Consider the following 25619-nt stretch of genomic DNA (forward strand, 5'->3'; position numbering starts at 1 on the left):
CGAACGGCACGGCGATATAGCCAGTTCAGCGCATTCTTACGGCGATATAGAACGGGCTCACCTGGCCGACCCGCTGCACCCGCAACAGAACCGAGTCGCGCCCGTTGCGCTGCGCCTCGCTGACGATTGTCTCCAGCTCGTCGATCGACGTGACCTCGTTGTAATTCGCGCTCAGGATAATGTCGCCGCGCGTGACCTTGCGGCCCGCATCGGTCGAGCGGTCCACAGCGGCGATCACGACACCTTCGGTATCGCTGGGCGCGCGCAGTTGCCGGGCGATCTGCGGAGTCAGCTCGATCACCTGCAGACCGAGGCGTTCAGCAACCACACCGGTCTGCGGCGTATCGTCCATATCCGGTTCTTCTTCCGGATCGAACGTCTGCTGTTCCTGGGCAAGAACTTCTTCCGAGGGGAACTGGCCCACCGTCACAGTGACCGTTCTGCGTTCGCCGTTGCGATAGAGCGTGACCGGCAGGCGCGTGCCCGGTGCCGTGTTGGCGATGATAAAGGACACGCTGCGCTCTGCAGTTACGGCCTGGCCGCCCACTTCGACGATGATGTCGCCAGGGCGAATGCCGGCGCGTTTCGCCGGGCCTCCATCGCGCACGCCTTGCACGAATTCGCCGAGGCGCCGATCCAGTCCTACCGAATCCGCAATGTCTTCGTCCACGGGGCCGAGTTCCACCCCAAGGTATCCACGTTCAACCTCCCGACCTTCGCGCAACTGTTCGACGATCGGTGCGGCAATGTCGGCAGGGATCGCGAAGCCGATGCCGACACTGCCTCCGGTGGGGGAGATGATCGCGTTGTTGATCCCGATCACATTGCCCCGCATGTCGAACAGCGGGCCGCCCGAATTGCCGCGATTGATGCTGGCATCGGTCTGAATGTAGCGGTCGTAAGCGCCCACGACCTGCTGACCATTGACCGGTGGCGTGCGATAGACTGCCGAAACGATCCCGCTGGTAACCGTGCCACCTAGGCCGAAAGGGTTGCCGATCGCGATCACCCAATCCCCCACGCGTGCCTGATCCGATTCGCCGAACTCGACGAAGGGGAACGGCTCATCGCGAACGATCTTCAGCACTGCGAGGTCGGATTCCTTGTCCGATCCGACCAGTTCCGCCGGATATTCGGTGCCATCGGGTGTCGTCACGGTGATCTCTTCGACCGTGGCACCGCGTGCGCCGGGCGCGATCACGTGATTGTTCGTGACCACGTAACCGTCTGCCGAAATGATGAAGCCGGAGCCGAGCGATTGCCCTTCGCGATATTGCGGCTGCTGCTGGCCGCGCCGCCGGCCGAAGAACCCTTCGAGCGGGGTGCCGGCGAAGGGGTTCATCGACTGCACCTCGACCCGCTGCTTGGTCGAGATATTGACCACTGCGGGTTGAAGCTGCGCGGTCAGATCGGCGAAACTTTCGGGGGCGCCGGCGCGCGGAACCGCGCCGGCAATACGGCTTTCGTCGTTCTGGGCGACTTGCGCACCCGCAGGATAGCCGGTCGCGAGCGAGATCGCCGCGCCGCCGACAAGGAGTGCCGAAGTCAGGCCATAGGCGTATTTCACGGGCTTCACTTCCTTTGCTTCCTCTTCATGTCCAGTGCGTTTCCATGCCTCTGTCAGAGGCGGTTTGCAGTCCCGATGCGATAGATGCGCCCGGGCCCTTAATGCGCCTTGAATAGGATCAACGCTGGCCGCGGAACTGCCGCAGATATTCGTTGTCCGGCGACAGGATCATCGTGCTCTCGCCCTCGCCCTGTTCGAACGTGCGGCGGTAACTCTCCATCGCACGATAGAAGTCGTAGAACTGCGGATCCTTGCCATAGGCGGCAGCATATGTCGCGGCAGCTTCGGCATCGGCCTCAGCCCGGATGATCTGGGCGTTCTTGTCGCCCTGCGCACGGATGGTTGCCGCTTCTTCCTGCCGGTCGGTCTGCATCCGCGTGAAGGCGGCGTTAAGCGGGGTGCCGTCGGGCAAGTCGGCCCGCTTGATCCGCACGTCGATCACCTGGGCACCATAGTTGCGCGCCTCGCGGTCGAGAGCGTCGCGGATATTGGCCATTGCGCTGCCGCGTTCCGCCGTCAGCAATGACGCGAACGGCCGGCGGCCCAGTTCCTGACGCAGTACGGAAGTCAGGATCGGCGACAGCTGCGTCCGCAGAATCTCCTCCGAGCCGGCGTTTTCGACCATCAGCACGGGGTTGATGATGCGGAACCGGGCATAGGCATCGACCTGAAGGCGCTGCTGATCGCTGGAAAGCACCTGCTGGCGATCCATGTCCAGGTCGAGCACGCGTTTGTCGACCATCTGAACCCGCTCGTATCCGGGCACGCGGAAGACGATCCCGGCACCGGTCTGGCCATAGGCCGCATCGGATTTGAACTGATTTGCCACCCGATCCGGGCGGCCGCCCTGGATGATGACCGCCTGATGCGTTTCGGGCACGATGACGAGCGAGGCCAGAAGCGCGAGCAGCGCCACCCCGACGGCGATCACGCTGCCTTTGTGATTGTTCCAGATCTGGTTCATGTCACTGCCCCTCCGGCGTGTTGACCACTGCGGGCGGAGCGCCGGCACCGGCAGCCTGCGCGCGGCGGCGCACTTCCGGCAGCGGGAGATATGGGGTCACGCCGTCGGCTTCCAGGATCGTCTTGTCGGTCTTGCTCAGAACGCTTTCCATGGTTTCATAATAGAGCCGCCGGCGCGTCACCTCGGGCGCCATCCGGTATTCTTCGTAAATCTTGTCGAACGCCGCCGCATCACCCTGCGCGCGGGCCAGCATCCGCTGGGCATAGGCGCGGGCGCTGTTGACGGCGGTTTCGGCATCCTGCTGCGCGGCTGAAACGTCCTTGAACGCTTCAACCACTTCGGTCGGCGGATCGGTCTTCTCGACCTCGATCCCCTGGACAGCAACGCCGGCGCGATAGGCATCGAGGATCGATTGCATCCGGGTGCGCACGCGCTCTTCGATTTCGGCGCGGCCTTCGCCCGAAAGAACGGCGTCCAGATCCTGTTCCGCCACCGATGCGCGCATGGCGGCTTCCGCCACTTCGCGAATGGTTTCTTCGGGATCGGCGAGCTGGAACTTGAACTGCTTCAGATCCTTGATGTTCCAGCGGATGAGATAGGACAGGTCGACCAGGTTCTGGTCGCCGGTAAGGATCAGCTTTTCCTCGTTCGTTCCGGGAATGCTTTCCGAACGGATCTGGCTGACGTTTTCGATCTCAACGACCTGTACCGGCCAGGGGAACGTGAAGTTCAGCCCAGGCGAAAGCGTGCGCGAATATTTGCCGCCGAGCCAGGTTACGACGCCCTGCTCGCGGGGGGCGACCTGATGAACGCTGGTGGCGAACAGCCACAGCGCGGCGATCGCGGCAATCGCCAGGGGGAACCAGCTGCGCCCACCCGGCCCATCGGGCAGGCGGAAACGTGGCCCGCCGCCGCCGCGTCGCGGACCTTCCGGCCCGCGGTGCTTGAAGATATCTTCAATATTGGCGGAACGGCGCGGCCCGTCCCCGCCGCCAGGCAGCCAGGGATTGCGCGGCCCGCGCGGCGGATCGCCCGCCGGCGGGTCGTCGGCAGGGCCATCGCCCCCTTCTCCGCCCGATCCGCCCCCCGGTTTGCCGCCCCAGGGGCTCTTGCCGGCCATCGCCAGCGCAATGCGTTTTTGAAATCCGCCCATCATGTTCATGCCATCCTTTATAGGTGGCAATGCCGGGAAAAACAGGGGCAGCGGCGGGAATCTCACCGGCGATGCTTCCGCCGCCGCCAATCATACTCTAGGGATCTGCGCGATGACCGAAGAGGAGCTTAGATCCCGCCTGCCCGCGCCGATTGCCGCGCGGGTTCAATCGCTGAAAGTGGCGGAGGGCAAGGTGACCGCCATCCTCGACGCGAGTGGGCTCGACGCCGCTGCGCGCGAAAGCCTGGAAAGCGCCACCCGGGATACCCTGGCCCAGGCCGAGGGGGTTCGCGAAGTCCGGGTCGCCACGATTGCGGACCGGCCGCAGCGCCGGATCGTCGCAATCGGTTCGGGCAAGGGCGGGGTGGGCAAATCCACGCTGACGGCCAACCTGGCGGTTGCGCTGGCGCGTGCCGGGCACAAGGTCGGGATCGTCGATGCCGATATCTACGGCCCTTCGCAGCCGCGCCTGCTCGACAATGAAAGCGAGCGCCCTGTGGCCGAAGGCGACAAACTGGTGCCGGTCGCAAGCAAATGGGGCGTGCCCGTGCTGTCGATGGGGCATCTGGTCGATCCCGGGCGAGCAATTACCTGGCGCGGCCCGATGGCGGGGCGTGCGCTGGGCCAGCTGATCGATGCGAACTGGGGCGATACGGATCTGCTGCTGGTGGACCTGCCGCCGGGCACGGGCGACGTGCAGATCACCATGCTGCAGAAGTTCAAGCCCGCTGGCGCGGTGATCGTTTCGACGCCCCAGGACCTTGCCCTGATCGACGCGACCCGCGCCATGCAGATGTTCGAGGCAGGCGGCGTCCCGGTGTTGGGCCTGGTCGAAAATATGGCCGGTTATGTCTGCCCCCATTGCGGCGAGACGAGCGACCCGTTCGGCAGCGGGGGTGCGGAGGCTGAGGCGGAGAGCAAGGGCATACCGTTCCTCGGCCGGATCCCGCTCGCGCTGACCATTCGGGAAGCGAGCGATGCCGGTGCACCGCCGGCTGCAAGCGAAGGCGGGCAGGGCGATGCCTTCCGCGCGATCGCCGATCGGTTGGCGCAGCGTCTGGCAGAAGGGGCAGCCTGACAGTGCCGATCAGCCGCCGCGGGGTGCTGATCGGCGCCGCGGTGGGCGGCGGCCTCGTCGCCGCGTGGACGCTGCGCCCGCGCACCTTTGCCGATCCACTTCCGCCCGGTCGCGGCGAACATGCATTCGGTGCCTGGCTCAAGATCGCGCAGGATGGCGTCATCACGATTGCCGTGCCCCAGCTGGAAATGGGGCAAGGGGCGACGACGATCCTGCCGCAAGTCGTTGCGCAGGAACTGGGGGCCGACTGGCGACAGGTCGCGGTCGAACCGGCGCCTGTCAGCGGAGCCTATGCCAATGTACCGCTGGCGGCGGAATGGGCACCGCTGTGGATGCCCGCTTTCCCGGATCTGGCCGATGGGCCCGACGACATTTTCGCGCGACGATTTGCGGAGGCGAACCGCTTCGCCGTTACGGCGAACGGCACGACACTAGCCGCTTACGAAACCCCCTGCCGCGAAGCCGCCGCCGCGGCGCGCTCGGTCCTGTGCATGGCAGCGGCGAGGCGCTGGGGCGTGGCATGGGAGGAATGCGATGCCCATGCCGGGTTCGTGCTGCATGACGGGAAGCGGCTGAGCTTCGCCGCACTCGCGGCGGAGGCGGCGGAGCTGACCGCGCCCGACCCACCGCCTCTGCGTGCGCAGGCCCCTGCGGAAACACCGATCCAAGGCGAGGCCGAAGCGCCCGGTTCGTTCCCCAGGCTCGATCTGCCGACCAAAGTCGATGGCACGTTCCTGTTCGCGGGGGACGTGCGCCTGCCGGACATGCTCTATGCCGCGATCAAGCACGGGCCGGCAGGTGTGACGGAGCTGACCGATTTCGATCCGGAGGGGGTCGCCCGTATCGGCGAACTGGTCCAGGTGATCGAGGGCAAGCGCTGGCTCGCCGCCGTGGCCACGAACTGGTGGGCCGCCGACCGCGCGCTGACGGCGATGAAGCCGCGTTTCCGCGTGACCGGCGCGCTGGAAACGACCACGATCGACGAACGGCTGGACGCGGCTGTGCGGCGCGGCGATGGGCAAGCCGTTGCGGTGCGCGGCGATGGGGTGGAGTGGGGGACGGAGCCCGGTTCTGGCCCGGACCTTGCCCTGCGCTACAACGTCGCCCCCGCTGCTCATGTCACGCCCGAAACCGCCAGCGTCACCGCTCGCTTTGCCGATGGACGGCTGGAATTGTGGATGGCCAGCCAGGCGCCGGAGGGCGCGCGCCGTGCCGCCGCCGATGCGCTGGGGATTTCGGTCGCGAATGTGATCTTCTACCCGATCGCGGCAGGCGGCAGCTTCGATCGCCGTTTGGAATACGATCATGCGATTGAGGCGGCGCTGATCGCGCGCGAAGTGGGGCGGGAGCAGTCGCGCCCGGTCCAGCTCGTCTGGTCGCGATGGGAAGAACAGCTTGCCGGGCGCCCCCGCGCGCCTGTCGCCGCAATCGTTTCCGCGCGGCTCGCGCCGGAAGGGGAGGGGCGGATTGCCGGTCTCAAGGCCCGGATAGCGGTGCAGCCGACCGGGCGCGAATTCGGCCGGCGGCTGTTCGACAACCAGACCGCGCCCGCCGCGCTGGCCAACAGTTCGGGCGAAAGCGATCCGATGGCGGTGGCAGGCGCGATGCCGCTCTACGACATTCCCCACGCCACCGTCGAACACGTCCCGGCCGATACCGGGATGCCGAGCGGTCGCCTGCGCGCCAATGCGCATGGCTATACCGCGTTCTTCATCGAAAGTTTCATCGACGAGCTGGCCCATCGCAATGGCCGCGAACCGCTGTCCTACCGGATGGAGATGCTCGGCGGCGATCCGCGCATGGCCGAATGCCTTCAGCGCGCCGCGCGCCTTGCGGAATGGGACGGCGGGCAAGCGCAGAGCGGCAAAGGGCTGGCGTGCCATCGCATGGAGGCCGTGGCTGCTGGCGATGGTGACGGCGCTGCTGGCGGGCGGATCGCCTGTATCGCCATGGCCCGGCAGGAGGAAGGCGGCGTGCGGGTGTCACGGCTTGCCGCCTGCGTCGACATCGGGCGGATCGTCAATCTCGACATTGCCCGTCAGCAGATAGAGGGCGGGCTGGTTTTCGGCATGGCCCAGGCGCTGGGCGCGGCGGTATCCTATCGTCAGGGGGTGCCCGACCAATCGCGGCTGGCCGACATGAACCTGCCCACTTTGGCCAATGCGCCGGACATTACGGTCGATTTCGTCGACAGCGGTGCGCCACCGTTCGATCCGGGCGAACTGGGCGTCGCGGTCGCGGCCCCGGCGATTGCCAACGCTCTTCATTCGGCAACGGGGCTTCGCCTGCGGAGCCTTCCCCTGCTATCGGGTGGTTTGTGACCTGGACAGAACAGAAGGTGCCGCGCGATCACGTGCCGGTCGAAAGCGGGGGCATTGGCGTCCTGCTCGTCAACCTGGGCACTCCCGATGCGCCCGACCCGCCCGCCGTGCGCCGCTACCTCGCAGAATTCCTGTCCGATCGCCGCGTGGTCGAACTGCCGCGTCTGCTGTGGCAGCCGATATTGCGCGGCGCGATTCTGACAACGCGCCCGAAGCAAAGCGCGCACGCCTATCGTCAGGTGTGGACCGATGCCGGATCGCCGCTTGCCGCGATCACCGCGGAGCAGGCTGCCGGCCTGCAGGATCGCCTTGGCGATGCGGCGCAGGTGCGCTGGGCCATGCGTTACGGCACCCCTGCTATCGGGGATGAACTGCAAGCCCTGATGGATGCGGGGTGCGAACGCATCCTGCTGGCCCCGCTCTATCCGCAATACTGCGCAGCGACGACGGCAACGGTTGTGGATAAGGCTGCGGACAAGCTGCGGACAATGCGTTGGCAACCCAGCCTGCGGACGTTGCCGCCCTATCACGACGATCCGCACTACATCGCTGCTCTTGCGCGCGATGTCGGCGAGCAGATCGACGCGCTCGATTTCGTGCCCGAGGTGCTGCTGCTCAGTTTTCACGGGATGCCGGAACGGACGCTGCGCCTGGGCGATCCCTACCACTGCCACTGCCGTAAGACCGCGCGCCTGGTGGCGGAGGCGCTGGGGCGCGCGAACTTGCGGATCGAGACCACGTTCCAGAGCCGGTTCGGCCGGGCGAAGTGGCTGGAACCGGCAACCGACGCGGTGCTGGAGGCCGAAGCAAAAGGCGGAACGCAGCGGCTGGCCATTGCCGCGCCGGGATTTTCCGCCGACTGCCTCGAAACGCTGGAGGAACTGGCGATCCGTGGGCGGGAGCAGTTTCTGGAGGCGGGCGGAAAGCAGTTCGCCACGCTCGCCTGCCTCAATGCGCGTGCGCCGGGCATGGCAATGCTGGAGACTATCGTACGGCGCGAACTTGCGGGGTGGATTTAGCGTCGCGAACTACTTACACTTGGGTAAGTAGGGAGAATCGAGCATGGCCACGCTTGCACAGGAAAGCACGCCCGGCACCGCCCAGCCGGCGCCGCCGCCGCGCCATTGGCGCGAAAGGACTTTGACGGAGGCGGATCTCGCTCACATTCCTGGCGAAGGCGGTCTGCCCTTCGTTGGCAACACCTTCCGCATGTTGGCCGATCCCCACGCCTTCACCCGGCGCATGGTGGAAACTTACGGGCCGGTTTACCGCAACAAGGCCTTCGGCGGCTGGAACATTGCCCTGGTCGGGGCCGATGCGAACGAGCTGGTTCTGTTCGACCGGGAGAAGCTGTTTTCCAGCGAACAGGGCTGGGGCCCCATTCTCGACCGGCTGTTCCCGCGCGGGCTGATGCTGATGGACTTCGACCATCATCGCGCCGACCGCCGCGCGTTGTCGATTGCGTTCAAGCCGGGGCCGATGCGGCATTATGCCGGAAGCCTCAATCGCGGGATCGCGCAATCGGTGAAGAACTGGGGCGGCGCGCCGATGCAGTTCTATCCGGCGATCAAGGCGCTCACGCTCGATCTGGCGGCGGACAGTTTCATCGGCATACCCTGGGGCCCGGAAGCGGACCGGATCAACGAGGCATTCGTCGATATGGTCCAGGCCTCCGTCGCGCCGGTTCGCAGGCCTTTGCCTTTCACGCTGATGCGCAAGGGGGTGACAGGGCGCGAATTCCTGGTCGAATACTTTACGCGCGAAACCCACCGCAGGCGGGCAGAGGGGGGCGGGCAGGACATGTTCAGCCAGTTCGCCACTGCCACGCGCGAGGATGATACCCTGTTGCCGGTCGACGAAGTTGTCGACCACATGAATTTCCTGATGATGGCGGCGCACGACACGATCACCTCCTCCGCCACCACGCTGGTCCAGATGCTGGCGCGGCATCCCGAATGGCAGGAACGCCTGCGTGCCGAAATCGTCGCCCTCACGGGCGGCGGCGGAGACGTCGATTACGATGATCTGGGCAAGTTTGAGCTGACCGAGATGGCGTTCAAGGAAGCGCTACGGATGATCCCGCCGGTGCCCTCCACGCCGCGCCGGGCCCTGCGCGCGTTCGAGTTCGGCGGCTATCGCATTCCCGCGGGCGCGCCGGTTGGCATCAATGCGCAATATGTCCACCACATGGAAGAACACTGGCCCGATCCCGAGCGCTTCGATCCGATGCGTTTCACGCCGGACCAGGTGAAGGCGCGCCACAAATATGCGTGGGTCCCCTTCGGCGGGGGCGCGCACATGTGCCTTGGCCTTCATTTCGCTTATATGCAGGTCAAGATCCTGATGGCGCAGCTGCTGACGCGATATGAGATCGTGACCGAAGCGGGATATTCCCCGGATTGGCAGGCATGGCCGATACCGCGGCCGAAAGATGGGCTGAAGGTGACCTTCCGCCCTCTATGACGGATCTGGGCCGGCGGGCTCAGAAGTCGATGGCTATGCCGTCCTTCACCCAGTCGCCGTAACGGGTGGGGCTGAGCGTTTCCGGGTTCTCCGCAGGGCGCGGTTTGGGCACGGGATCGTTGCTCCAGTGTGCCGGTTTGCTGAATTCCTGGGGTCGTTCGGTCGCACGCTTGGTCATTGCCCCAGAATGCGCGCACTGGCGCGCGGTTGCAAGCGCAGCTAGGGCGCGCGGATGGCCCAGCCCCCCGGAATTCACGCGCGCCGCGCCGCGCTCCGTCTGCTCGACGCCGCATTGCGCCGGGGCGAAACGCTCGATCAGGCCTTTGCCGGTGCAACCGGGGACGTTCGCCGGCCCGAAGACAGGGCGCTGGCCCGCGCGATCGCGAGCGAAGCCTTGCGCTGGCTGGTCGATTTCGACGCGCTGATCGACAGCGCGACCCGGCAGCCCCTGCCGCCCGATGCGAAGCCGCGCGCCGTCCTGCGCCTGATGCTGGCCCAGTGGCTGCGCCTGGGCACGCCGCCCCATGCCGTGATCGCGACCGCGTTGCCGCTGCTGGCGGGCGGGCCGCGCCGGTTGGCCCACGGGGTTTTCTCCACACTCTCGCGGCAGGACGCGAAGCTGCCCGATGCGCCGACGGTGCCGGAGACTGCGGCTGACCGATGGGGCGACCGAGCCCCGGCGATCGCGCGCGGGATGGCCGAACCGCCGCCGCTGGATCTGACCTTGCGCGATCCCGATCGGACCGAACACTGGAAGGTGCAACTGGGCGCCGACAGTTTCATGCCTGGCCATCTTCGCCTGCCGCGCGGAGCCCCGGTCGAAAAGCTCGCCGGATTTTCGGACGGCGCGTGGTGGGTCCAGGATTTCGCTGCCTCGCTCCCGGCGCGATTGCTCGGCACGGGCGAGGGACGGCATGTGCTGGACTTGTGCGCCGCGCCCGGTGGCAAGACGCTCCAGCTCGCGGCGGCAGGCTGGCGCGTCACCGCGCTCGATATTTCGAAGCGGCGGCTGGAGCGCCTGCGCGAAAACCTGAAGCGCACTGGATTGGAAGCGGGCGTGGTTCGGGCGGATGCGCTGGAATGGGAGCCGAAGCATCGGTTCGACGCAATCCTGCTCGACGCGCCCTGTACCGCAACCGGCACTGTCCGGCGCCATCCCGAAGTGCTGCACCGCATCGGCGCGCGCCAGATCGCCGAAATGGCGGAGCTTCAGGCTGCCTTGCTGGCGCGGGCGACCAACTGGCTCAAGCCGGGCGGTACGCTGGTCTATGCCACCTGTTCTCTGGAGCGGGAGGAGGGCGAGGAGCAGGCGAAGGCCGTCCCCCTCCGGCCCGAGCCGATAGAACGGAGCGCCTTGCCTGCCGGCCTCGATCCCCGGCCTGACGGTTGGCTGCGGACCGATCCGGGCATGCTGGCGGACGACGGCGGGCTCGACGGGTTCTTCATCGCGCGCTGGCGTGGGCCGGACCGCGATTGAGGCACCGCGCCATCCCGCGCCTCGTCCGCCATTGACTACTGCCGGGTGCCTGGAATGGCAGGGCGTTCTTCCACCACTGCGCCCTTCGTGACCGTACCGGGCGCTGGGTCGCTTCCGCGCATTCCGCTCTGCGGAGCGACGATCCAGATGTTCGCCCCATCGGGATCGATCCGTTCGATCCGGCAGACGAACCGTTCGCCTTCGAACAGCTGGGCCCAGCGGCCTTGCGCTTCCCGGCCCGCGATCTTGAGAGCACCGGTGGCATTTGCTGCCTCGAACTCGATTCGTTTGGCTACGCCGTGGCGATCGTCTTCGTAAATCAGCTTGTATGTCGTCATTCTCCCCCTCCTCTGGGGAGGATCTCGTTTCGGGTGGACGGGTGTTTCAGTCAGCGGCTCTTGTGACTGCCCTTGCGTGCGCTTTCGTGTAGCTGCTCCTGTCGCCTTTCGACATTTCTACGTCCTTCAAACTGCCCCGTCACAAGCAACGACCCGCCGTTTACGCAGGCCCAGCGAACGAGCGAGGAAATCGTTCCATTCGAAGAGCTTGCATAGGAAAAGTCCGCCTCGCCACGATTGGCGCGACGGGCTTTCCGGTGACGGTGGTGGTCTTAGGTGACTAGCGTCGCGCCACCGCAACCAGGGCAGTTGAAGGCACCGGCAAGGTCTCGCGGCCATCCGCCATGCGCCGGATCTCAGCAACCACGGCAGCCTGTTCGCTATCGTTCAGCGCGGCCCAGTCGGGCGACATGCCGAACAGCTTTTCGGGCGCGTCCAGCGCGGCGACCTCAAGGGTGAAATCGTGCGTGATCTTCTCGATCGTGACGTCGGTATAGCCGGCGGCAATCATCTCTCGGGTAAAGTCGTCCGGATCGTTCAGGACCTGCAGGCCCGCGGGCATCGGCATCGGCTCGCGGTCGGGGAACAGCGTGCGGCATACCTGGCGGCACAGCAGGAACGTGGCTGCTCCGGTGTCTTCCCAGGTCGCCACGACGCCCGTGCCACCGGGGCGGGTCACCCGCGCCATCTCTGCCAGTCCCTTCCGCCAGTCGGGGAACATCATGACCCCGAAGATCGAGAAGACCGCATCGAAAGTGCTGTCGGGGAGAGCAAGTTCCTGCCCGTCCATAACCGCCGTATCGACATTGGGCAGCGCCTTGGCGGCGATGGCAGCGACCATTCCGGGCGAGAAGTCGGTCGCCAGCACCTGCGCGCCTGTCCGCGCCGCGGCGAGCGCCAGCGCGCCGGTGCCCGCTGCGACATCCAGCACGCGGCTGTCTGGCCCCAGTGGCACGCGGGCGAGCGCCGTTTCGGCATATAGCGCGGTAAAGGGGTGGGCGGTCTTTTCGTATTGCTGCGCGGCATCGTTCCAGTGGGCTGGATCTTCGTACTTCTGCATCTCGATCTCTTTCCTTCGAATCACGTAACATTGCATGTATCGTGATAGGGCAAGCGATGCAATTGGCTGCCGCCCGGGAAAAGCTCGGAATGCCGGTTGTCGGTGTGGGGGTTCTGTCGACCTGCCGGTCGGTCAGGCCTTGCCGTCCTTGAGCTTGGCGGCGAAGCTCTTGCGCAACTTCATCAGCTTGGGCGGAATCACGGCCAGGCAATAGGGGTTCCGCTGGCCTTCGCCTTCCCAGTATTCCTGATGATAGTCTTCGGCTGGGTACCAATCGGCAGTCTGCCGCCCCTGCGACAGGCCCTCTATGGTGGTCACCGCCTGCTGGCCTTCGTGTTCTGCGTTCCAGCGCGCGATCGCGGCTTTGGCTTGCGCGTTCTGGGCATCGTCGAGCGGGAAGATTGCGCTGCGATATTGCGTACCGACGTCGTTCCCCTGCCGGTTCAACTGCGTCGGATCGTGAGTGCCGAGGAAGACGTCATAGATTTCCGCCAGCGAGATCGCTTCGGGGTCGTAAGTCAGGCGTATCGCTTCGGCATGGCCGGTCTCTCCGCCGCAAACCTGCTTGTAGGTCGGGTTTGGCACCGTGCCGCCGATATATCCGCTTTCCACCGTCTCGACCCCGATCACGTCGCGAAAGACCGCTTCCGTGCACCAGAAACAGCCGCCGGCAACGATCGCCTGTTCGTTATTCGCCATAGTCGCCATTCTCCTTTGCCTGCGGAGATAGGAAGCGCGGTCGTGCTTGTCATCGGCGGCGGGCGGCGTAGAGTGGCTGGCCTGCCGCCGATGGAGAGAATCCCATGCGTTACCTGCTTGCCGCCGCCGCTTCGCTTGCCGTTTCCACGCTCGCCGTTCCAGGTCTGGCGCAGGACCAGGGCGGCAGCGAACATAGCGCAGCGATCGAACACGCTATTGCCGACGCAAATCGTGATGACGACCGCGCGCGGGATGAATTCCGCCATCCTGCGGAAACGCTCGCGTTCTTCGAAATCGCTCCGGACATGAAGGTCGGTGAATTCGTTTCCGGCGGCGGGTGGTACTCGCGCGTGCTGGGCAACTATCTGGGTGATACGGGCCAGTTGACCGGTCTCTATTTCACCCCGGACTCCGGCCCTTTCGATGCCGATGCCCAGGCCAACATGCGCAAGAGCGCCGCCGATTTTCCGGCCAAGGCTGCGGGCTGGACCGGGAAGCCGGAAGCAAGTTTCGCCGGGTTCACGCTCGATACCGTCCCCGAGGAGGAGAATGGTACTTTCGATCGCGTGCTGGTGATCCGCATGCTGCATAACATGATGCGCTGGAACAATGCCGACAGCGAATTGAAGGCGATGCGCGAACTGCTCAAGCCCGATGGGATGCTCGGTATCGTCCAGCATCGGGCCAAGGCCGATGCACCGGCCGACTATACCGATGGCAACAAGGGCTATCTCCGGCAGGACGATGTCGTCGGCTTCGTCGAGGCGCTCGGTTTCGAACTGGTCGGATCGAGCGAGATCAACGCCAATCCCAACGACAGCGCGGATCATCCGAAGGGCGTTTGGGAAATGCCGCCGACGCTGGCGACCAAGCGTGAAGAGCTTGAGAACCTCGGCGAAAGCGACCGGATGACCCTGCTGTTCCGCAAGCGCTGAACCCGGCGTGGACTTCGCGCAGGCGCGCCGGTAATTGGCGGGCATGAGCGAAATCACCGTATCCGCGTTGCAGCTCGACCTGTCATCGGGCGACGAGCGGACCAATATCGATGCCGTATCCGCACTGGTGGAACGGGCCGCGAGCGAGGGCGCGCAGGTGATCCTGCCGCCCGAGCTGTTTTCAGGCCCCTATTTCTGCAAGGTGGAGGACGAGGCGCTGTTCGCGCTGGCCCGCCCTACGACGCAGCACCCATCGGTCGCCGCGATGCAGGCGCTCGCCGGCAAGCTGAAGGTTGCGATCCCGACCAGCTTCTTCGAGCGTGACGGCCATCACTATTACAACACGCTGGCGATGATCGGCCCCGATGGGGAAATCATGGGCACATATCGCAAAAGCCATATCCCCGACGGCCCCGGGTATGAGGAGAAGTATTACTTCCGCCCGGGCAACGACGGGTTCAAGGTGTGGGACGTGTTTGGCACCCGTATCGGCGTCGGCATTTGCTGGGACCAGTGGTATCCTGAAAGCGCGCGGGTCATGGCGTTGATGGGGGCCGAGCTTCTGTTCTATCCCACCGCGATCGGCTCCGAACCTTATGACACCGATCTCGATACCAGCCGCATGTGGCGCCGGGCCATGCTTGGCCACGCCGTGTCGAACTGCATGCCGGTGATCGCCGCAAACCGCATCGGTGACGAGGACGGGCAGGAATTCTACGGCCACAGCTTCATCACTGACGAGTGGGGCGATATGGTGCAGGAATTCGGCGCCGGCGAAAGCGGGGCGCTCGTCGCCACGATCGACCTCGCACGCGCCGCGCGACACCGCGCGGGGATGGGCTTCTTCCGCGACCGCCGGCCGCAGCTCTATGGCCGCATCTGCGAGGACGTGTGACCTTAAGCGCCGGGCGTCATCGCTATCTGGTCGCGCTCGGTTCCAACATGCGTCATCCTTTCCACGGATCGCCGCGCATGGTGATCGAGGCCGCCTTCGCTGCCCTGACCGCGCGCTTCGATGTGGAGGCTGCCTCGCGCATAGTATCCACCGCGCCGCTCGGCCCCTCGCACAGGCGCTATGCGAACGCTGCCGCCGTTGTCGGGACGGACATGGTGCCACTCGACACCCTGGCCGCATTGCAGGCGATCGAGCGTGAGTTTGGCCGGCGTCGCCGCGGACAGCGATGGAGCGCGCGAGTGCTGGACCTCGATCTGATATTGTGGAGCGGTGGTCCGTTTGCGGAGCCGCACCTGCAAATTCCCCACCCTGCCTTTCGCGAGCGGGAATTCGTGCTGGAACCCGCAAGCGATGTCGCGCCGCATTGGCGCGATCCCGAAACTGGCCTTTCGCTGCGACAGCTCCATGCCCGCTTGACCCGGCCGCGCGCCCTGCCTAGGTGAGCCGCCTCGACACAACGTGTCCGTGGGCCCTTAGCTCAGTCGGTAGAGCAACTGACTTTTAATCAGTAGGTCGCTGGTTCGAACCCAGCAGGGCTCACCACCTCCGAAAAGCTGCATATTCTCGGTCCGAGCTGCGCGGGGGCGTGGTTCGTGTGGAAGCTTGCGCTCCGGCTTGGCAGTCGAACGGAGCCTTGCGGTTTCGGGTCTGCGGAGCTGTAGCGACCGCCTGGAATAGCACGGCAAGTTCTCTTCTGCGTTGAATTGGTATGACAGAAATCAAATATCAAATATCAAAAATTGGTTGACATAAAAGGTCGGCCCGGTATCCCCGCCGAACAGAACAACATGGGAGGGGAAATTGACGATCTTCACAGCATATTTGCGCGCCGAATCCGGCTTGGGACTGGCATCGCGCCTGCTGCAGGGGTGTGCCGTTTGCGCGATCGCTTTGCCGATCGCCGCTCACGCTCAGGACGTTGGCCAGGCCGAGAAACAGGCCGGCGACGTCGCTGTCGAGGAAGAGAATGTCATCGTCGTTTCCGGCCTTCGACAGACGATCCGCGATTCGATCGAAACCAAACGCGCGGCCACTGCAATCGTGGACGCGCTGTCGGCCGATGACATCGGCGATATTCCGGCGATCTCGGTCGGACAGGCGATTCAGACCATTACCGGCGCCACGACCCACCGCGAAAAGGGCGATGCCTCCGAGATCGCGCTCCGCGGCCTTGGCCCGTTCCTCAGCAATGCGACCTTCAACGGGCGCGAAGCATCGAACGGTAGCGGCGACCGGTCGGTCAACTTCAACCAGTTTCCATCGGAACTGATCAACCAGATCACGATCTACAAATCGCAACAGGCCAGCCTGGTCGAAGGCGGTGTCGCCGGCACAATCGAGTTAGGCACCCTGCGGCCGCTCGATTTTGGCCGGACTCGGCTGCAGGGCGAGATCAAGGTCAACTACAATCCCTACCAGGATCGGATCGTTGGCGATGGGGGTATGGGCTGGCGTGGAACCGTCAGCTACGTGGACCAGTTCGAGCTTGGCGATCTGGGCGATTTCGGTGTCTCGATTGGCTATCAACGCCAGCGCACTTCCAATCCCGAAGAGACGATGGCGGGCAGTTCCACCTGGCGCGCGTGCGATGACTCGATCACCGTGTCCGGCGTTTGCCAGGAAGTTTCAAATGCAGAAGCCAATGCCGGCACGCCGTTCTACATCGTTCCCAACGCCCTGGTGTTCCGCCAGATCAGTGAAGAAGACGAACGCGATGCGGTCTTCGGTGCCATTCAGTGGCAACCTTCGCCCACGGTCGAAATCAATTTCGATGTGCAGTATTCCGATCGCTACATCAATGAAGATCGGAGCGATCTGAACTTCTCCGAACTGCCCCTGGCGTTGCAGAACCGTGAAGTCGATCCGGCTGGGTTCCTGCGTTATGTGGAGGGTGCCTCTTCACTTGAATCGACCTCCACGCTGCAGGAAAGAACGGAGGAGTATCTTGGCGGCGGGCTGGAGATCGCTATCGACGTGTCCGATCGCTTGCGGATAGTGGGCGACGTTTCCTATTCGGATACGCGCCGTCTCGACACGGTTCGCAGCACCCGCTTGCGTACCGACGCGCTCGATATCTATGGCAATCCGACCCCGGTCGGGAACCAGCGTGTTTTTTACACCTACGACGCGCGCGATTCTTTTGCGCCGGTGTTCACTATCGATCCACGCTTCGATCTCGACGACTGGTCGCTGTTCAGTGATGACGCTCGTCTGCGCCGTGACGAGCGGGAGCGGAACAACACGATCTGGGCCGGTCGCTTTGACGCCACCTACGAACTTGACGGCTTCCTTTCAGCGGTGCACGCCGGTGTGCGCTACAGCCAGCAGACTTACGCCGATCACACCGATCGGGTAGAATTCTCACAAGGCGATCGCGACGTTGATCGTGAAGTGAACCTCGCTTGCAGGAGACAGTTCCCGCAGCGCGATTTCCTCAGCAATGCGCCGGGTGAGCAGTTCTCGAGCTGGGCTACCTTCGATCCGGTCTGCCTGTTCCGTGAGTATCTCGGAACGGAAGATCCGGGCCCCAACGACGATCTGCGGAGCATCGCCAACGCCGATGTGAGCGAAGATGTCTGGGCCGGGTACGTCATGGCCGAGTACGAGCACGAACTGGGCGCGATGCCGATCCGTGGCAACTTCGGCGTGCGCGTGGTCAACACAGCCGTCACTTCGCGTGGGTTGCGCAGCGGTCTGGACGTGATCGACAATGGCGATGGTACTATCCGGCTCGAAGAAACCGGAGATTACGAAGATGTGGTGATCAAGCACGACACCACGCGCATCCTCCCGAGCGCGAATGCGATCTTCGAAGTCGCCCCTGACGTTCAGGTCCGCGCCGCAGTTTACCGCGCAATGTCCCGGCCAGCGCCGAGCGCGTTGACGGCCGGGCGGTCCATTCAACTGGAGGACGGGACGGCGTTCACCGACGTGGCCGATGCAATCCGTGGCATCCAGGCGTCGGGTAGTCCACGGCTGGAACCGCTGATGTCGTGGAACGGCGATCTGGCACTGGAATGGTATCCCAATGCCGATACGATCCTGTCTGGTACGCTGTACTACAAGAAGTTCTCCGGCGGATTCCAGCCGGTCGTGTTCGACGAGGATTTCACGATCGACGGGCAAACCGCCAGTGTGCCCGTCACGCAGACTCGCAACAGCGACGACAAATCACGCATCTACGGTCTCGAGATTACAGCGGCGACGCGGTTCTCGTTCCTACCGGCCCCGCTTGACGGGCTTGGTACGAAAATCAGTTACAACTACGCCAATTCCGATTTCGAAACCCACGACGTTCGGCTCGGCGACATATACGACCCGGAAACCGAAACCGTGGAACCCGGCATTATCCCCCCGGCGAACATCTCTGGATATTCGAAGCACGTGCTGTCGGCACAGGTCTATTACGACATCGGGCCGGTCAACCTGCAGGGTATCTACAATTACCGTTCGCAGTATTTCCAAGATTTCGTGGGCGGGAATGCGCAACTTCGCTACGTGGCTGGCAATGAGACGTTCGATCTTCGCGCATCGATCGATCTTATGCGTGGGGTGTCGCTGCGTCTCGAAGCGCTCAACATCTTCAACGAGCCGAAGATCACCTACATGCCGGTGGTCGGCAGCACCCGGCAGTATCACTATTACGGGTCGAAGTACTTCCTCGGCCTGCGCGTGAAGATGTGAGGCGGGTGATGATCAGACGGCGAACGATGATGTCGAACAGTGTTCCTTTAGCCAAGGACAGGGCGAGCCGTGCGTTGCCGTCTCTCATGGGCCCCGTCGCGCTTGCCGCGACGTTGGCTTTCGCAACTGCCCCTGAAAGGACACTGGCCGAAACGCGGCAGTCCACCGAGCCTTCGCAGATTTACGAGGACGTAGTGTATCGTTCGGCGGATGGCGTCGATCTGCACCTGAACGTCTATCTCGCCCCGCGATCCTCTGAACAGCCCGCCCCGGTCGTCGTCTACTTTCATGGCGGCGGCTGGGCACGCGGCCAACGGCCGGAAAGCTGGGGCGGGTTCAGGACATTCCTGTCGGCCGGGTTTTCGGTCGTCACGGTTCAGTATCGCCTATCCGGGCAGGCGCCGGCCCCGGCGGCCGTTCAGGATGCGCGCTGTGCAATCCACTGGATCGGGCAGCAGGCGGAAGAATATGCCTTCGATCCTGAGAGAATCGTGGCCTATGGCACGTCTGCCGGAGGGCACCTTGCGCTAATGGCGGGATATCTGTCCGATGACGACGGTGTTGACGTCGAGGAATGTCGCGGCGCGCCTGAAATTGCTGCGGTCCTCGACTTTTATGGCCCGACCGAACTTACCAGGATCAAGCGCGGCAACGCCGGCAGACATCCCAGTGTCGTGCGATGGGTGGGCGACTATCCCGGGGCAGAGGCGATGGACGCGGCGATGTCTCCTGCGCGATACGTAGGTGGCGATACACCGCCGACATTCGTGGTTCATGGCGACCAGGATGAGGTTGTCCCGCTTTCCCAGTCATCACTCCTTGTCAAGCAACTGCAACAGGCAGGGGTCGCAGTGGAACTGTTCACGGTTCCAGGCGGAGGGCATGGGAAATTCGACGCAGCAACCAAGAGCGAGATCTTTGCCAGGGCGCTGCGTTTCGTCCGTTCACGTGGAATCATCGAATAGCTGGTTAGTGCCGCGTACGACTGCGTTCGGGAACAGCGGGCATCGGTCGTTCGGCCCCGCTGCTTCGCGCTCCGGTGAGCAGACTTTCACGCAGTCGACATGTCCTGCTGGCCAGGTTCGCCGGGGGTACCCGACGGACCTGGCCCAATCCGCATGACTGTCAGGTGTCGAAAGTCAGGGTGGAAAGGCGGACGTAACAGTCGCCCGGGTCCTGTAGATAGCAGCCCGTCTTGAAATAGGTCGTCTTCGAGGACTGCGCGTAAAAACTGAAGTTGGTCGACCAGGTTTGCTTGGGATTGGATCCGAGTTGCGCTGTCACCGTTCCGGATTCGTTGTACACTAGGTTCAGTTCGGTAAATGCGGTCGGCGCCGGACCCAGGTCCTTGTACTCGTAGGATGGGAGCGGTCCGGAATTGGTGCGGTATATTCCCCAGAAGCGATTGCTGAGCCCAGACCGGCTGGCGAGAAACTCCACCCGCAAGATCGGCTGGCCTCCGGTTTCCCCATAGATCTGCGCCACCGTGAAGCGATCGGAAAAGCTGCCGCCGTACTGAACTTTCATCCGAGAGCGGAATGTCATGTCTGTCCGCGTGCCGGCGAACGAGTCCCCGCGCAGTTCGTTCCTCTGGGATCCAGCGCCATTATCGATCTCGAACTGCATGTTGGTGTTGTCGAGATACCAGTTGTCCGGATCGTAGTAGTAATTGGTGACCTTGCTGTTGGTCAGGCAGGTGCTCGACGTCGGCAATTGCAGTTTGGCGTGGTCGAGCGCTGATTTGAATTTCGCCTCCGCATAAGGTGCCGAGGACAAGTCCTGTACCTGATCGCAGGCGAACGCCGCTATCGCCGGGGTGGCCTGGGCCCAGCTTGCTGCAGCCAGACCAAGCACGCACCACTTCATCTTACCCATCTCAATTCTCCCATCCAATTGTTCTATTTTGACATGACACAATGCAATACCAAAGAGGCATGCCAATTATGATGCCTAATAGATGGGTGTGCCGCCGTCAAACCGCTTCGCGGTGATTCAGGGAGCCCAAGGCGTGAAGCTGCGTTGTGCAGACAGCCAGCATTTGTCAGCAACCCAGCGACCTGCTAGTCGTTACAAACGAAACCATGATGACCACAGCGACAGATCAACAGGACTTCACCACGCTCCCGGAAATGCCGGAGGGCGTGTTTACGGCACCGCTGAAGCGCCCGGCGCATGTCGGCGACGACTGGCTTGAGCCGAAACAGACCGAATATACCGGTGAAGACGATGCGATCTGGAACGATCTCTTCGCGCGCCAGATGGATGTTCTGCCCGGCCGCGCCGCCAGTGCGTTCATGAACGGTCTGGAGAAACTCGATCTGGGGCAGGGCGGTGTGCCCGATTTCGGTCGGCTGTCGGAAGAGCTTGACCGGCTGACAGGGTGGAGCGTGGTCCCGGTACCGATGCTGATCCCCGATCACGTGTTCTTCTGGCACCTGGCGAACCGGCGCTTCCCCGCGGGCAACTTCATCCGCACGCGCGAAACGTTCGATTATATTCAGGAGCCTGACGTCTTCCACGACGTGTTCGGCCACGTGCCGATGCTGACCGATCCGGTCTATGCCGACTATATGCAGGAATACGGCAAGGCCGGGTGGAAGGCGATGCGCTACAACCGGCTCAAGGCGCTGGGGGCGCTTTACTGGTACACGGTGGAATTCGGGCTGATGCTCGAACATGGTGAGGTGCGCGCATACGGCGCAGGTATTCTTTCAGGCCCGACCGAGGTGGTCTTTGCGGTGGAGGGGCGCAGCCCGAATCGCATAATGCTCAGTGTCGATCGCGTGATGCGAACCGATTATGTGATCAGCGATCTGCAGCCGACGTACTTCGTCATCGAAAGCTTCGAAGATCTTTACCGTCAGACGGTGGAGCGCGATTTCGACCGTCTCTATCGCAATCTTCCGCCGGCGTTCACCTATGCCAATTCGGCGATAATCGACGTGGACAACGTGGCCCACCGCGGAACCCAGGAATATCTGCTGCGCGGCGGGCGTGGCAGTGGAGCCGACCCGGTCTGAACAGACCGCAAGGCTGCGCCCTGCGTTGTCTCAGCCAACAAAAAAGGCCGGCCGGGGATTTCCCGAGCCGGCCTTTCCTTTGCCTCGTAACGAGCGCTTATTCGGCGGTCGCGTCGACAGCTTCGCCTTCGGCAGCCGCTTCGGCCTGCTCTTCCATGGCGTCGGCCTGATCTTCGGCCGCTTCGGTCATGGCATCGGCTTCGGCGTCGGTGATCTGGCCGGCGTCTTCCATCGCTTCGGCCTGATCGTTGACGTCTTCAGCCATCTGTTCACCGGCGTCCTCAGCCGCGTTTTCCTGCGCGCTATCGCAGGCGGCGAGGGTGAGGCCCATGGCGGCAACCGACGCGACCATCGCGCCTTTGAAAATGCTCTTCATCTCAGTCAATCCCCTTTGCTTGTTGGGTGGCCGAGCCATACACGGGACTCGACCGGGCGTGAATAGCGTTTACGTATATTACTTTCTGAACGATTGGTTCCGCAACAGTGCGACGATAACGATCGCAATCAGGGCCCCGCCTGCTGCCGCCGGGATGGAAATGGCACTCGCGCCCGAGAGAACCGACCCGCGGTTGGCGAAAGTGCCGAAAATTGCCGCGCCGATGCCTCCGGCCACCAGGTTTACCGCAATGCGCGGCCCGTCTTCGATTCGGCCGACGATTGCCGCCAACCAGCCAATAAGCGCTCCGGCGATCAGGAAGATCAACAAACCCATTATTCGTCAGTACCCGCGACCCTTCATGAGCAGAGAACCCTGCGCCCGACGCAGCGTTCCATAAATTTACAGGAAGCAGACAGAAAGTTGCGCGTTCGCAACGCCCGGTTCGACCGGTCAGCCGAGGGTGAACCATCCAAGCGCGAAGAGGCCGAGGGCGATCCGGTACCATCCGAACGGGGCAAAACCGTGCCGGCTGACATAGGCAACGAATGCACGGATCACGACCAGCGCGACCAGGAACGACGCCACGAAGCCGAGGGCGATCTCCGTCCAGCCGACGGCTGCCTCTCCGGCAAGGAGCGCCGGCTCGTCGAATATCTTCACCGTCGCTGCGCCGAGCATGGTGGGCACGGCGAGGAAAAACGAGAACTCGGCTGCGGTCTTGCGTCCGACGCCCATCGCCAGCGCGCCGAGGATCGTCGCAGCCGAGCGGCTGGTGCCCGGAATCATGGCAAGGCATTGTGCGAAGCCGACTGCGATTGCCGTTTTCCATGACAGGCCGGCAACGCCCACATCCTCACGTGCAGGAATGGTGCGTTCCAGCACCAGAATCGCAATACCGCCGATAACCAGCGCCACGGCCACAACCAGCGGCGTGCCCAGCATTATGTCGATCGCGTCTTTCGCCAGCAGCCCGATGATCGCGGCGGGAATGAAGCCGAGCAGGATATTCCGGGCAAAGTGCAGGGCTTCGCTCTCCAGCTTCAGGAAGCCGAGGCCCATCGTCCAGAAGGTTTTCCAGTACGTCACCACGACAGCCAGTATCGCGCCGAGCTGGATGACGATATTGAACTGCCGCCACTGCGCGGGATCGTACCCGAAGAACGCCTGCGCCAGAATCAGGTGCCCGGTCGAGGATACGGGGAGAAATTCGGTCAGTCCTTCAAGGATGCCGAGCAGGATTGCGGTCAGGGTCAGGCTCATCGGGACGGGCTCATGACAAGGCTGCGGCGTGTGTCAAACGCTAATGCCGCCCACGGGCGGGAAATCGCCCCCGGCATGGCAGCCGGGGGCGAATCGAGCTGGCAGATCACCAGATGCGGACGCGATCTTCCGGCGGAAGGTAGAGCGCATCTTCAGGCGTCACGCCGAAGGCGTCGTACCAGGCGTCCATCTGACGCACGACGCCGTTGACGCGGTACTCCTCTGGGCTGTGCGGATCGGTACGCAGACGCTGGCGCGCGTTGTCCTCGCGCTGCTGCGAGCGCCAGACCTGCGCCCATGCGAGGAAGAACCGCTGGTCGCCGGTCAGGCCGTCGATCACCTTGTCCTCTTTCCCGCCCAGCGAGAGCTTGTAGGCGCGATAGGCGAGGCTGAGGCCGCCGACGTCGCCGATGTTTTCGCCCAGGGTCAACCGCCCGTTGACGCAGGTTTCCCCATCGTCGAGCGGGCAGAACTCGCCGTACTGTTCGACCAGCGCATCGCCCAGCTTGTCGAAAGCCGCGCGGTCGGCGTCGGTCCACCAGTTGCGCAGCGCGCCGCTGGCATCCGACTTCGATCCCTGGTCGTCGAAACCGTGACCCATCTCGTGCCCGATCACCGCGCCGATGCCGCCGTAGTTGACCGCCGGATCGGCAGAGATCCCGTAAAACGGCTGCTGCAGGATCGCAGCCGGGAAGACGATCTCGTTCTTGGTCGAGTTGTAATAGGCGTTCACTGTTTGCGGCAGCATGCCCCACTCGGTGCGATCGATCGGCCCGCCAAGCTTCTTGACCATGTCCTGCCACTGCCACTTCGCGGCAGCCATGCGGTTGGCCAGCGGGTCGCCTTGCGTGATCGCGAGACCGGGGTAGGTTTCCAGGTTGTCGCGATAGCCGATCTTGGGATCGAAGCTTTCCAGTTTCGCGACCGCTTCCTGCTTGGTCGCCGGGCTCATCCAGGCGTTTTCGGCAATACTGTTGGCCAGCGCTTTCCGCAGGTTTTCAACCAGCTCTTCCATCGCGGCCTTGTTTTCGGGCGGGAAGTAGCGCTCGACATAGGAAGCGCCGACCAGTTCGCCCAACAGGCTTTCGGTTTCCGCAATCGCCCGCTTCCAGCGCGGGCGCTGTTCCGGCGTGCCGGTCAGCGTGCGGCCGAAGAAATCGAAATCGGCCGCGTCGATCGCGCTCGGCAGAACGGCGGCATTGCCTTCGAGGAATTCCTTGACCGTCCAGGCCTGCAGCACCTCGACCGGCGTCTGCGCGAGAAGGGCCGTCATGGCAGGCGTACCGCCACCGATCTTGCCCAGCGTTTCTTCGGTCAGGCCGAGTTCGGCGGCCTCCGCTTCGCTCGGCGGAAGATCGTAGATGACATAGCGGTCGGTTTCGGCAAGGCCCATCGCCCCGACCAACGCGTCAAGCGGGAAGCCGTTGGCCAGCGCGGCCAGTTCGGTCGGCGTTACGGCGTTGTAGGTCAGATCGCGGTTGCGCCGGGTGGCGCGGTCCCAACTGACGGTGCGGGCGATCGCGTCTTCGAAATCGTAGACCTGCTGTGCTGTCGTCTCCGGGTCGGCATAACCGGCCTGTTCGAACAGGAACGCCATGAATTCGCGATACTTGCTCTGAATCTCGCGACCCTTCTCGCTCTCGTCGAGGTAGTAATCGCGGTCGGGCAGGCCCAGTCCGCCCGACGCGACATAGACCGAATAGCGGGTCGGTTCCTTGCCATCGACGGTTACAAATCCGCCCAGCGGCGAAGAATAGCCCGGCGTGCCCCACAGCGCCGCGATTTCGGCGTGGGTATCGGCAGAACGGATTGCAGTCAGATAGGGGCGAGCGGGCGCCAGGCCGGCAGCATCGATCGCATTCTGGTCCAGAAAAGCGTCGTAGGCCTCGACGATCCGCTTCTCATCGGCGGACAGGCTGGCAGGGGATTTGGCAACCAGCTCGTCGACCAGGGCCTTCACGTCGCTGGTCGATTTCTCGCGCAGGAGGTTGAACGCGCCGAAGCGGCTGAATTCCGCCGGCAAGGGATTGGCGGCGAGCCACTTGTCATTGGCATAAGCGAAGAAATCGTCCCCCGGATCGGCGCTTTCGTCGATATAGGCCGGATCGAAACCCCATTCGCCGAAGCTCATGGTGGGCAGCGGAGTTTCATCGCCATCGGTGGCGGTGGCCGGTGCGGAGGTCGATTGTTGCGCAGTGGCCGGTACGGTGGCGACAAGCGCGAGCGCGCTGGCGCTCGCGGCGAGCAGTGTGCGAATCATCTTTGA

Annotated in this window: 23 protein-coding genes and 1 tRNA gene; 12 read left to right on the forward strand and 12 right to left on the reverse strand. The window is 63.8% G+C overall.

Annotation, left to right across the window (positions count from 1 at the left end; translation table 11 throughout):
• Positions 1-25 precede the first annotated feature (25 nt).
• From AM2010_RS13165 to hflK, 3 genes are all read right to left on the reverse strand, one after another.
• Positions 26-1576, reverse strand: coding sequence for a Do family serine endopeptidase (locus AM2010_RS13165; protein WP_236699468.1), 1551 nt, complete (start codon positions 1574-1576; stop codon positions 26-28).
• 109 nt (positions 1577-1685) lie between these two features.
• Positions 1686-2531, reverse strand: coding sequence for a protease modulator HflC (hflC, locus tag AM2010_RS13170; protein ID WP_047807459.1), 846 nt, complete (start codon positions 2529-2531; stop codon positions 1686-1688).
• Between the two features lies 1 nt (position 2532).
• Positions 2533-3693, reverse strand: coding sequence for a protease modulator HflK (hflK, locus tag AM2010_RS13175; protein ID WP_236699469.1), 1161 nt, complete (start codon positions 3691-3693; stop codon positions 2533-2535).
• Between the two features lie 103 nt (positions 3694-3796).
• Between hflK and AM2010_RS13180 the strand changes: the two genes are divergently transcribed.
• From AM2010_RS13180 to AM2010_RS13195, 4 genes are read left to right on the forward strand one after another with little or no spacing between them, the layout of a single operon-like run.
• The gene (locus tag AM2010_RS13180; protein ID WP_047807994.1) at positions 3797-4762 is read left to right on the forward strand and encodes an Mrp/NBP35 family ATP-binding protein; all 966 of its coding nucleotides are present in this window, start codon (positions 3797-3799) and stop codon (positions 4760-4762) included.
• Between the two features lie 2 nt (positions 4763-4764).
• Complete coding sequence (locus tag AM2010_RS13185) at positions 4765-7083, forward strand: molybdopterin cofactor-binding domain-containing protein (RefSeq protein ID WP_047807460.1); 2319 nt, start codon at positions 4765-4767, stop codon at positions 7081-7083.
• Positions 7080-8102 (forward strand): ferrochelatase, encoded by a 1023-nt coding sequence (gene hemH, locus AM2010_RS13190; protein WP_047807461.1) that lies wholly within the window; start codon positions 7080-7082, stop codon positions 8100-8102. The genes AM2010_RS13185 and hemH overlap by 4 nt, the downstream gene beginning before the upstream one ends.
• 43 nt (positions 8103-8145) lie before the next feature.
• Complete coding sequence (locus tag AM2010_RS13195) at positions 8146-9546, forward strand: cytochrome P450 (protein ID WP_047807462.1); 1401 nt, start codon at positions 8146-8148, stop codon at positions 9544-9546.
• A gap of 19 nt (positions 9547-9565) precedes the next feature.
• On the opposite strand, the gene AM2010_RS14070 is transcribed toward AM2010_RS13195, so the two are convergent.
• Entirely contained in the window at positions 9566-9724 is a 159-nt protein-coding gene (locus AM2010_RS14070; RefSeq protein ID WP_082132931.1) for a DUF1674 domain-containing protein, read from the reverse strand.
• A gap of 54 nt (positions 9725-9778) precedes the next feature.
• Between AM2010_RS14070 and AM2010_RS13200 the strand changes: the two genes are divergently transcribed.
• Complete coding sequence (locus AM2010_RS13200; protein ID WP_047807463.1) at positions 9779-11023, forward strand: RsmB/NOP family class I SAM-dependent RNA methyltransferase; 1245 nt, start codon at positions 9779-9781, stop codon at positions 11021-11023.
• Positions 11024-11058: 35 nt separating this feature from the next.
• Here AM2010_RS13200 and AM2010_RS13205 read toward each other — a convergent pair whose 3' ends face one another.
• The 3 genes from AM2010_RS13205 to msrA all read right to left on the reverse strand — a co-directional run bounded on the left by AM2010_RS13205 (position 11059) and on the right by msrA (position 13120).
• The gene (locus AM2010_RS13205) at positions 11059-11361 is read right to left on the reverse strand and encodes a hypothetical protein (RefSeq protein WP_047807464.1); all 303 of its coding nucleotides are present in this window, start codon (positions 11359-11361) and stop codon (positions 11059-11061) included.
• A gap of 280 nt (positions 11362-11641) precedes the next feature.
• Positions 11642-12421 (reverse strand): class I SAM-dependent methyltransferase, encoded by a 780-nt coding sequence (locus AM2010_RS13210; RefSeq protein WP_047807995.1) that lies wholly within the window; start codon positions 12419-12421, stop codon positions 11642-11644.
• A 132-nt stretch (positions 12422-12553) separates the two neighbouring features.
• On the reverse strand, positions 12554-13120 hold the full coding sequence (gene msrA / locus AM2010_RS13215; RefSeq protein WP_047807465.1) for a peptide-methionine (S)-S-oxide reductase MsrA: 567 nt from the start codon (positions 13118-13120) through the stop codon (positions 12554-12556).
• 104 nt (positions 13121-13224) lie between these two features.
• Here msrA and AM2010_RS13220 point away from each other — a divergent pair, with 104 nt between their 5' ends.
• The 6 genes from AM2010_RS13220 to AM2010_RS13245 all read left to right on the forward strand — a co-directional run bounded on the left by AM2010_RS13220 (position 13225) and on the right by AM2010_RS13245 (position 19659).
• Positions 13225-14055, forward strand: a complete 831-nt coding sequence (locus AM2010_RS13220; RefSeq protein WP_047807466.1) for a class I SAM-dependent methyltransferase — start codon at positions 13225-13227, stop codon at positions 14053-14055.
• Between the two features lie 43 nt (positions 14056-14098).
• Complete coding sequence (gene aguB / locus AM2010_RS13225) at positions 14099-14950, forward strand: N-carbamoylputrescine amidase (RefSeq protein ID WP_047807467.1); 852 nt, start codon at positions 14099-14101, stop codon at positions 14948-14950.
• Positions 14947-15453: a 2-amino-4-hydroxy-6-hydroxymethyldihydropteridine diphosphokinase gene (gene folK / locus AM2010_RS14075; protein ID WP_269084053.1), complete on the forward strand. Its 507-nt coding sequence runs from the start codon at positions 14947-14949 to the stop codon at positions 15451-15453. Before aguB ends, folK begins: the two co-directional genes overlap by 4 nt.
• Before the next feature lie 24 nt (positions 15454-15477).
• Positions 15478-15553: transfer RNA gene (locus AM2010_RS13235), tRNA-Lys, on the forward strand.
• Positions 15554-15850: 297 nt separating this feature from the next.
• Entirely contained in the window at positions 15851-18694 is a 2844-nt protein-coding gene (locus tag AM2010_RS13240; protein ID WP_236699470.1) for a TonB-dependent receptor, read from the forward strand.
• 113 nt (positions 18695-18807) lie between these two features.
• Positions 18808-19659 carry an alpha/beta hydrolase gene (locus AM2010_RS13245; RefSeq protein ID WP_047807996.1) on the forward strand — a complete coding sequence of 284 codons (852 nt, stop codon included), beginning with the start codon at positions 18808-18810 and terminating at the stop codon, positions 19657-19659.
• A gap of 160 nt (positions 19660-19819) precedes the next feature.
• Here the strand turns inward: AM2010_RS13245 and AM2010_RS13250 are convergent, their stop codons facing one another.
• A complete protein-coding gene (locus AM2010_RS13250) occupies positions 19820-20569 on the reverse strand; it encodes a polysaccharide lyase family 7 protein (RefSeq protein WP_082132933.1) in 750 nt (249 codons plus the stop codon).
• A gap of 254 nt (positions 20570-20823) precedes the next feature.
• On the opposite strand from AM2010_RS13250, the gene phhA reads away from it, so the two are divergent.
• Positions 20824-21714: a phenylalanine 4-monooxygenase gene (phhA, locus tag AM2010_RS13255; protein WP_150115321.1), complete on the forward strand. Its 891-nt coding sequence runs from the start codon at positions 20824-20826 to the stop codon at positions 21712-21714.
• A gap of 97 nt (positions 21715-21811) precedes the next feature.
• Here phhA and AM2010_RS13260 read toward each other — a convergent pair whose 3' ends face one another.
• From AM2010_RS13260 to AM2010_RS13275, 4 genes are all read right to left on the reverse strand, one after another.
• Positions 21812-22090, reverse strand: coding sequence for a hypothetical protein (locus AM2010_RS13260; RefSeq protein WP_047807472.1), 279 nt, complete (start codon positions 22088-22090; stop codon positions 21812-21814).
• 78 nt (positions 22091-22168) lie between these two features.
• Positions 22169-22426: a hypothetical protein gene (locus AM2010_RS13265; RefSeq protein WP_047807473.1), complete on the reverse strand. Its 258-nt coding sequence runs from the start codon at positions 22424-22426 to the stop codon at positions 22169-22171.
• A gap of 117 nt (positions 22427-22543) precedes the next feature.
• The gene (locus AM2010_RS13270) at positions 22544-23353 is read right to left on the reverse strand and encodes an undecaprenyl-diphosphate phosphatase (protein ID WP_047807474.1); all 810 of its coding nucleotides are present in this window, start codon (positions 23351-23353) and stop codon (positions 22544-22546) included.
• Between the two features lie 106 nt (positions 23354-23459).
• Positions 23460-25613, reverse strand: coding sequence for a M13 family metallopeptidase (locus tag AM2010_RS13275; RefSeq protein WP_047807475.1), 2154 nt, complete (start codon positions 25611-25613; stop codon positions 23460-23462).
• Positions 25614-25619 lie beyond the last annotated feature (6 nt).

It is taken from the genome of Pelagerythrobacter marensis, assembly GCF_001028625.1.
Classification (GTDB): Bacteria; Pseudomonadota; Alphaproteobacteria; order Sphingomonadales; family Sphingomonadaceae; genus Pelagerythrobacter; species Pelagerythrobacter marensis.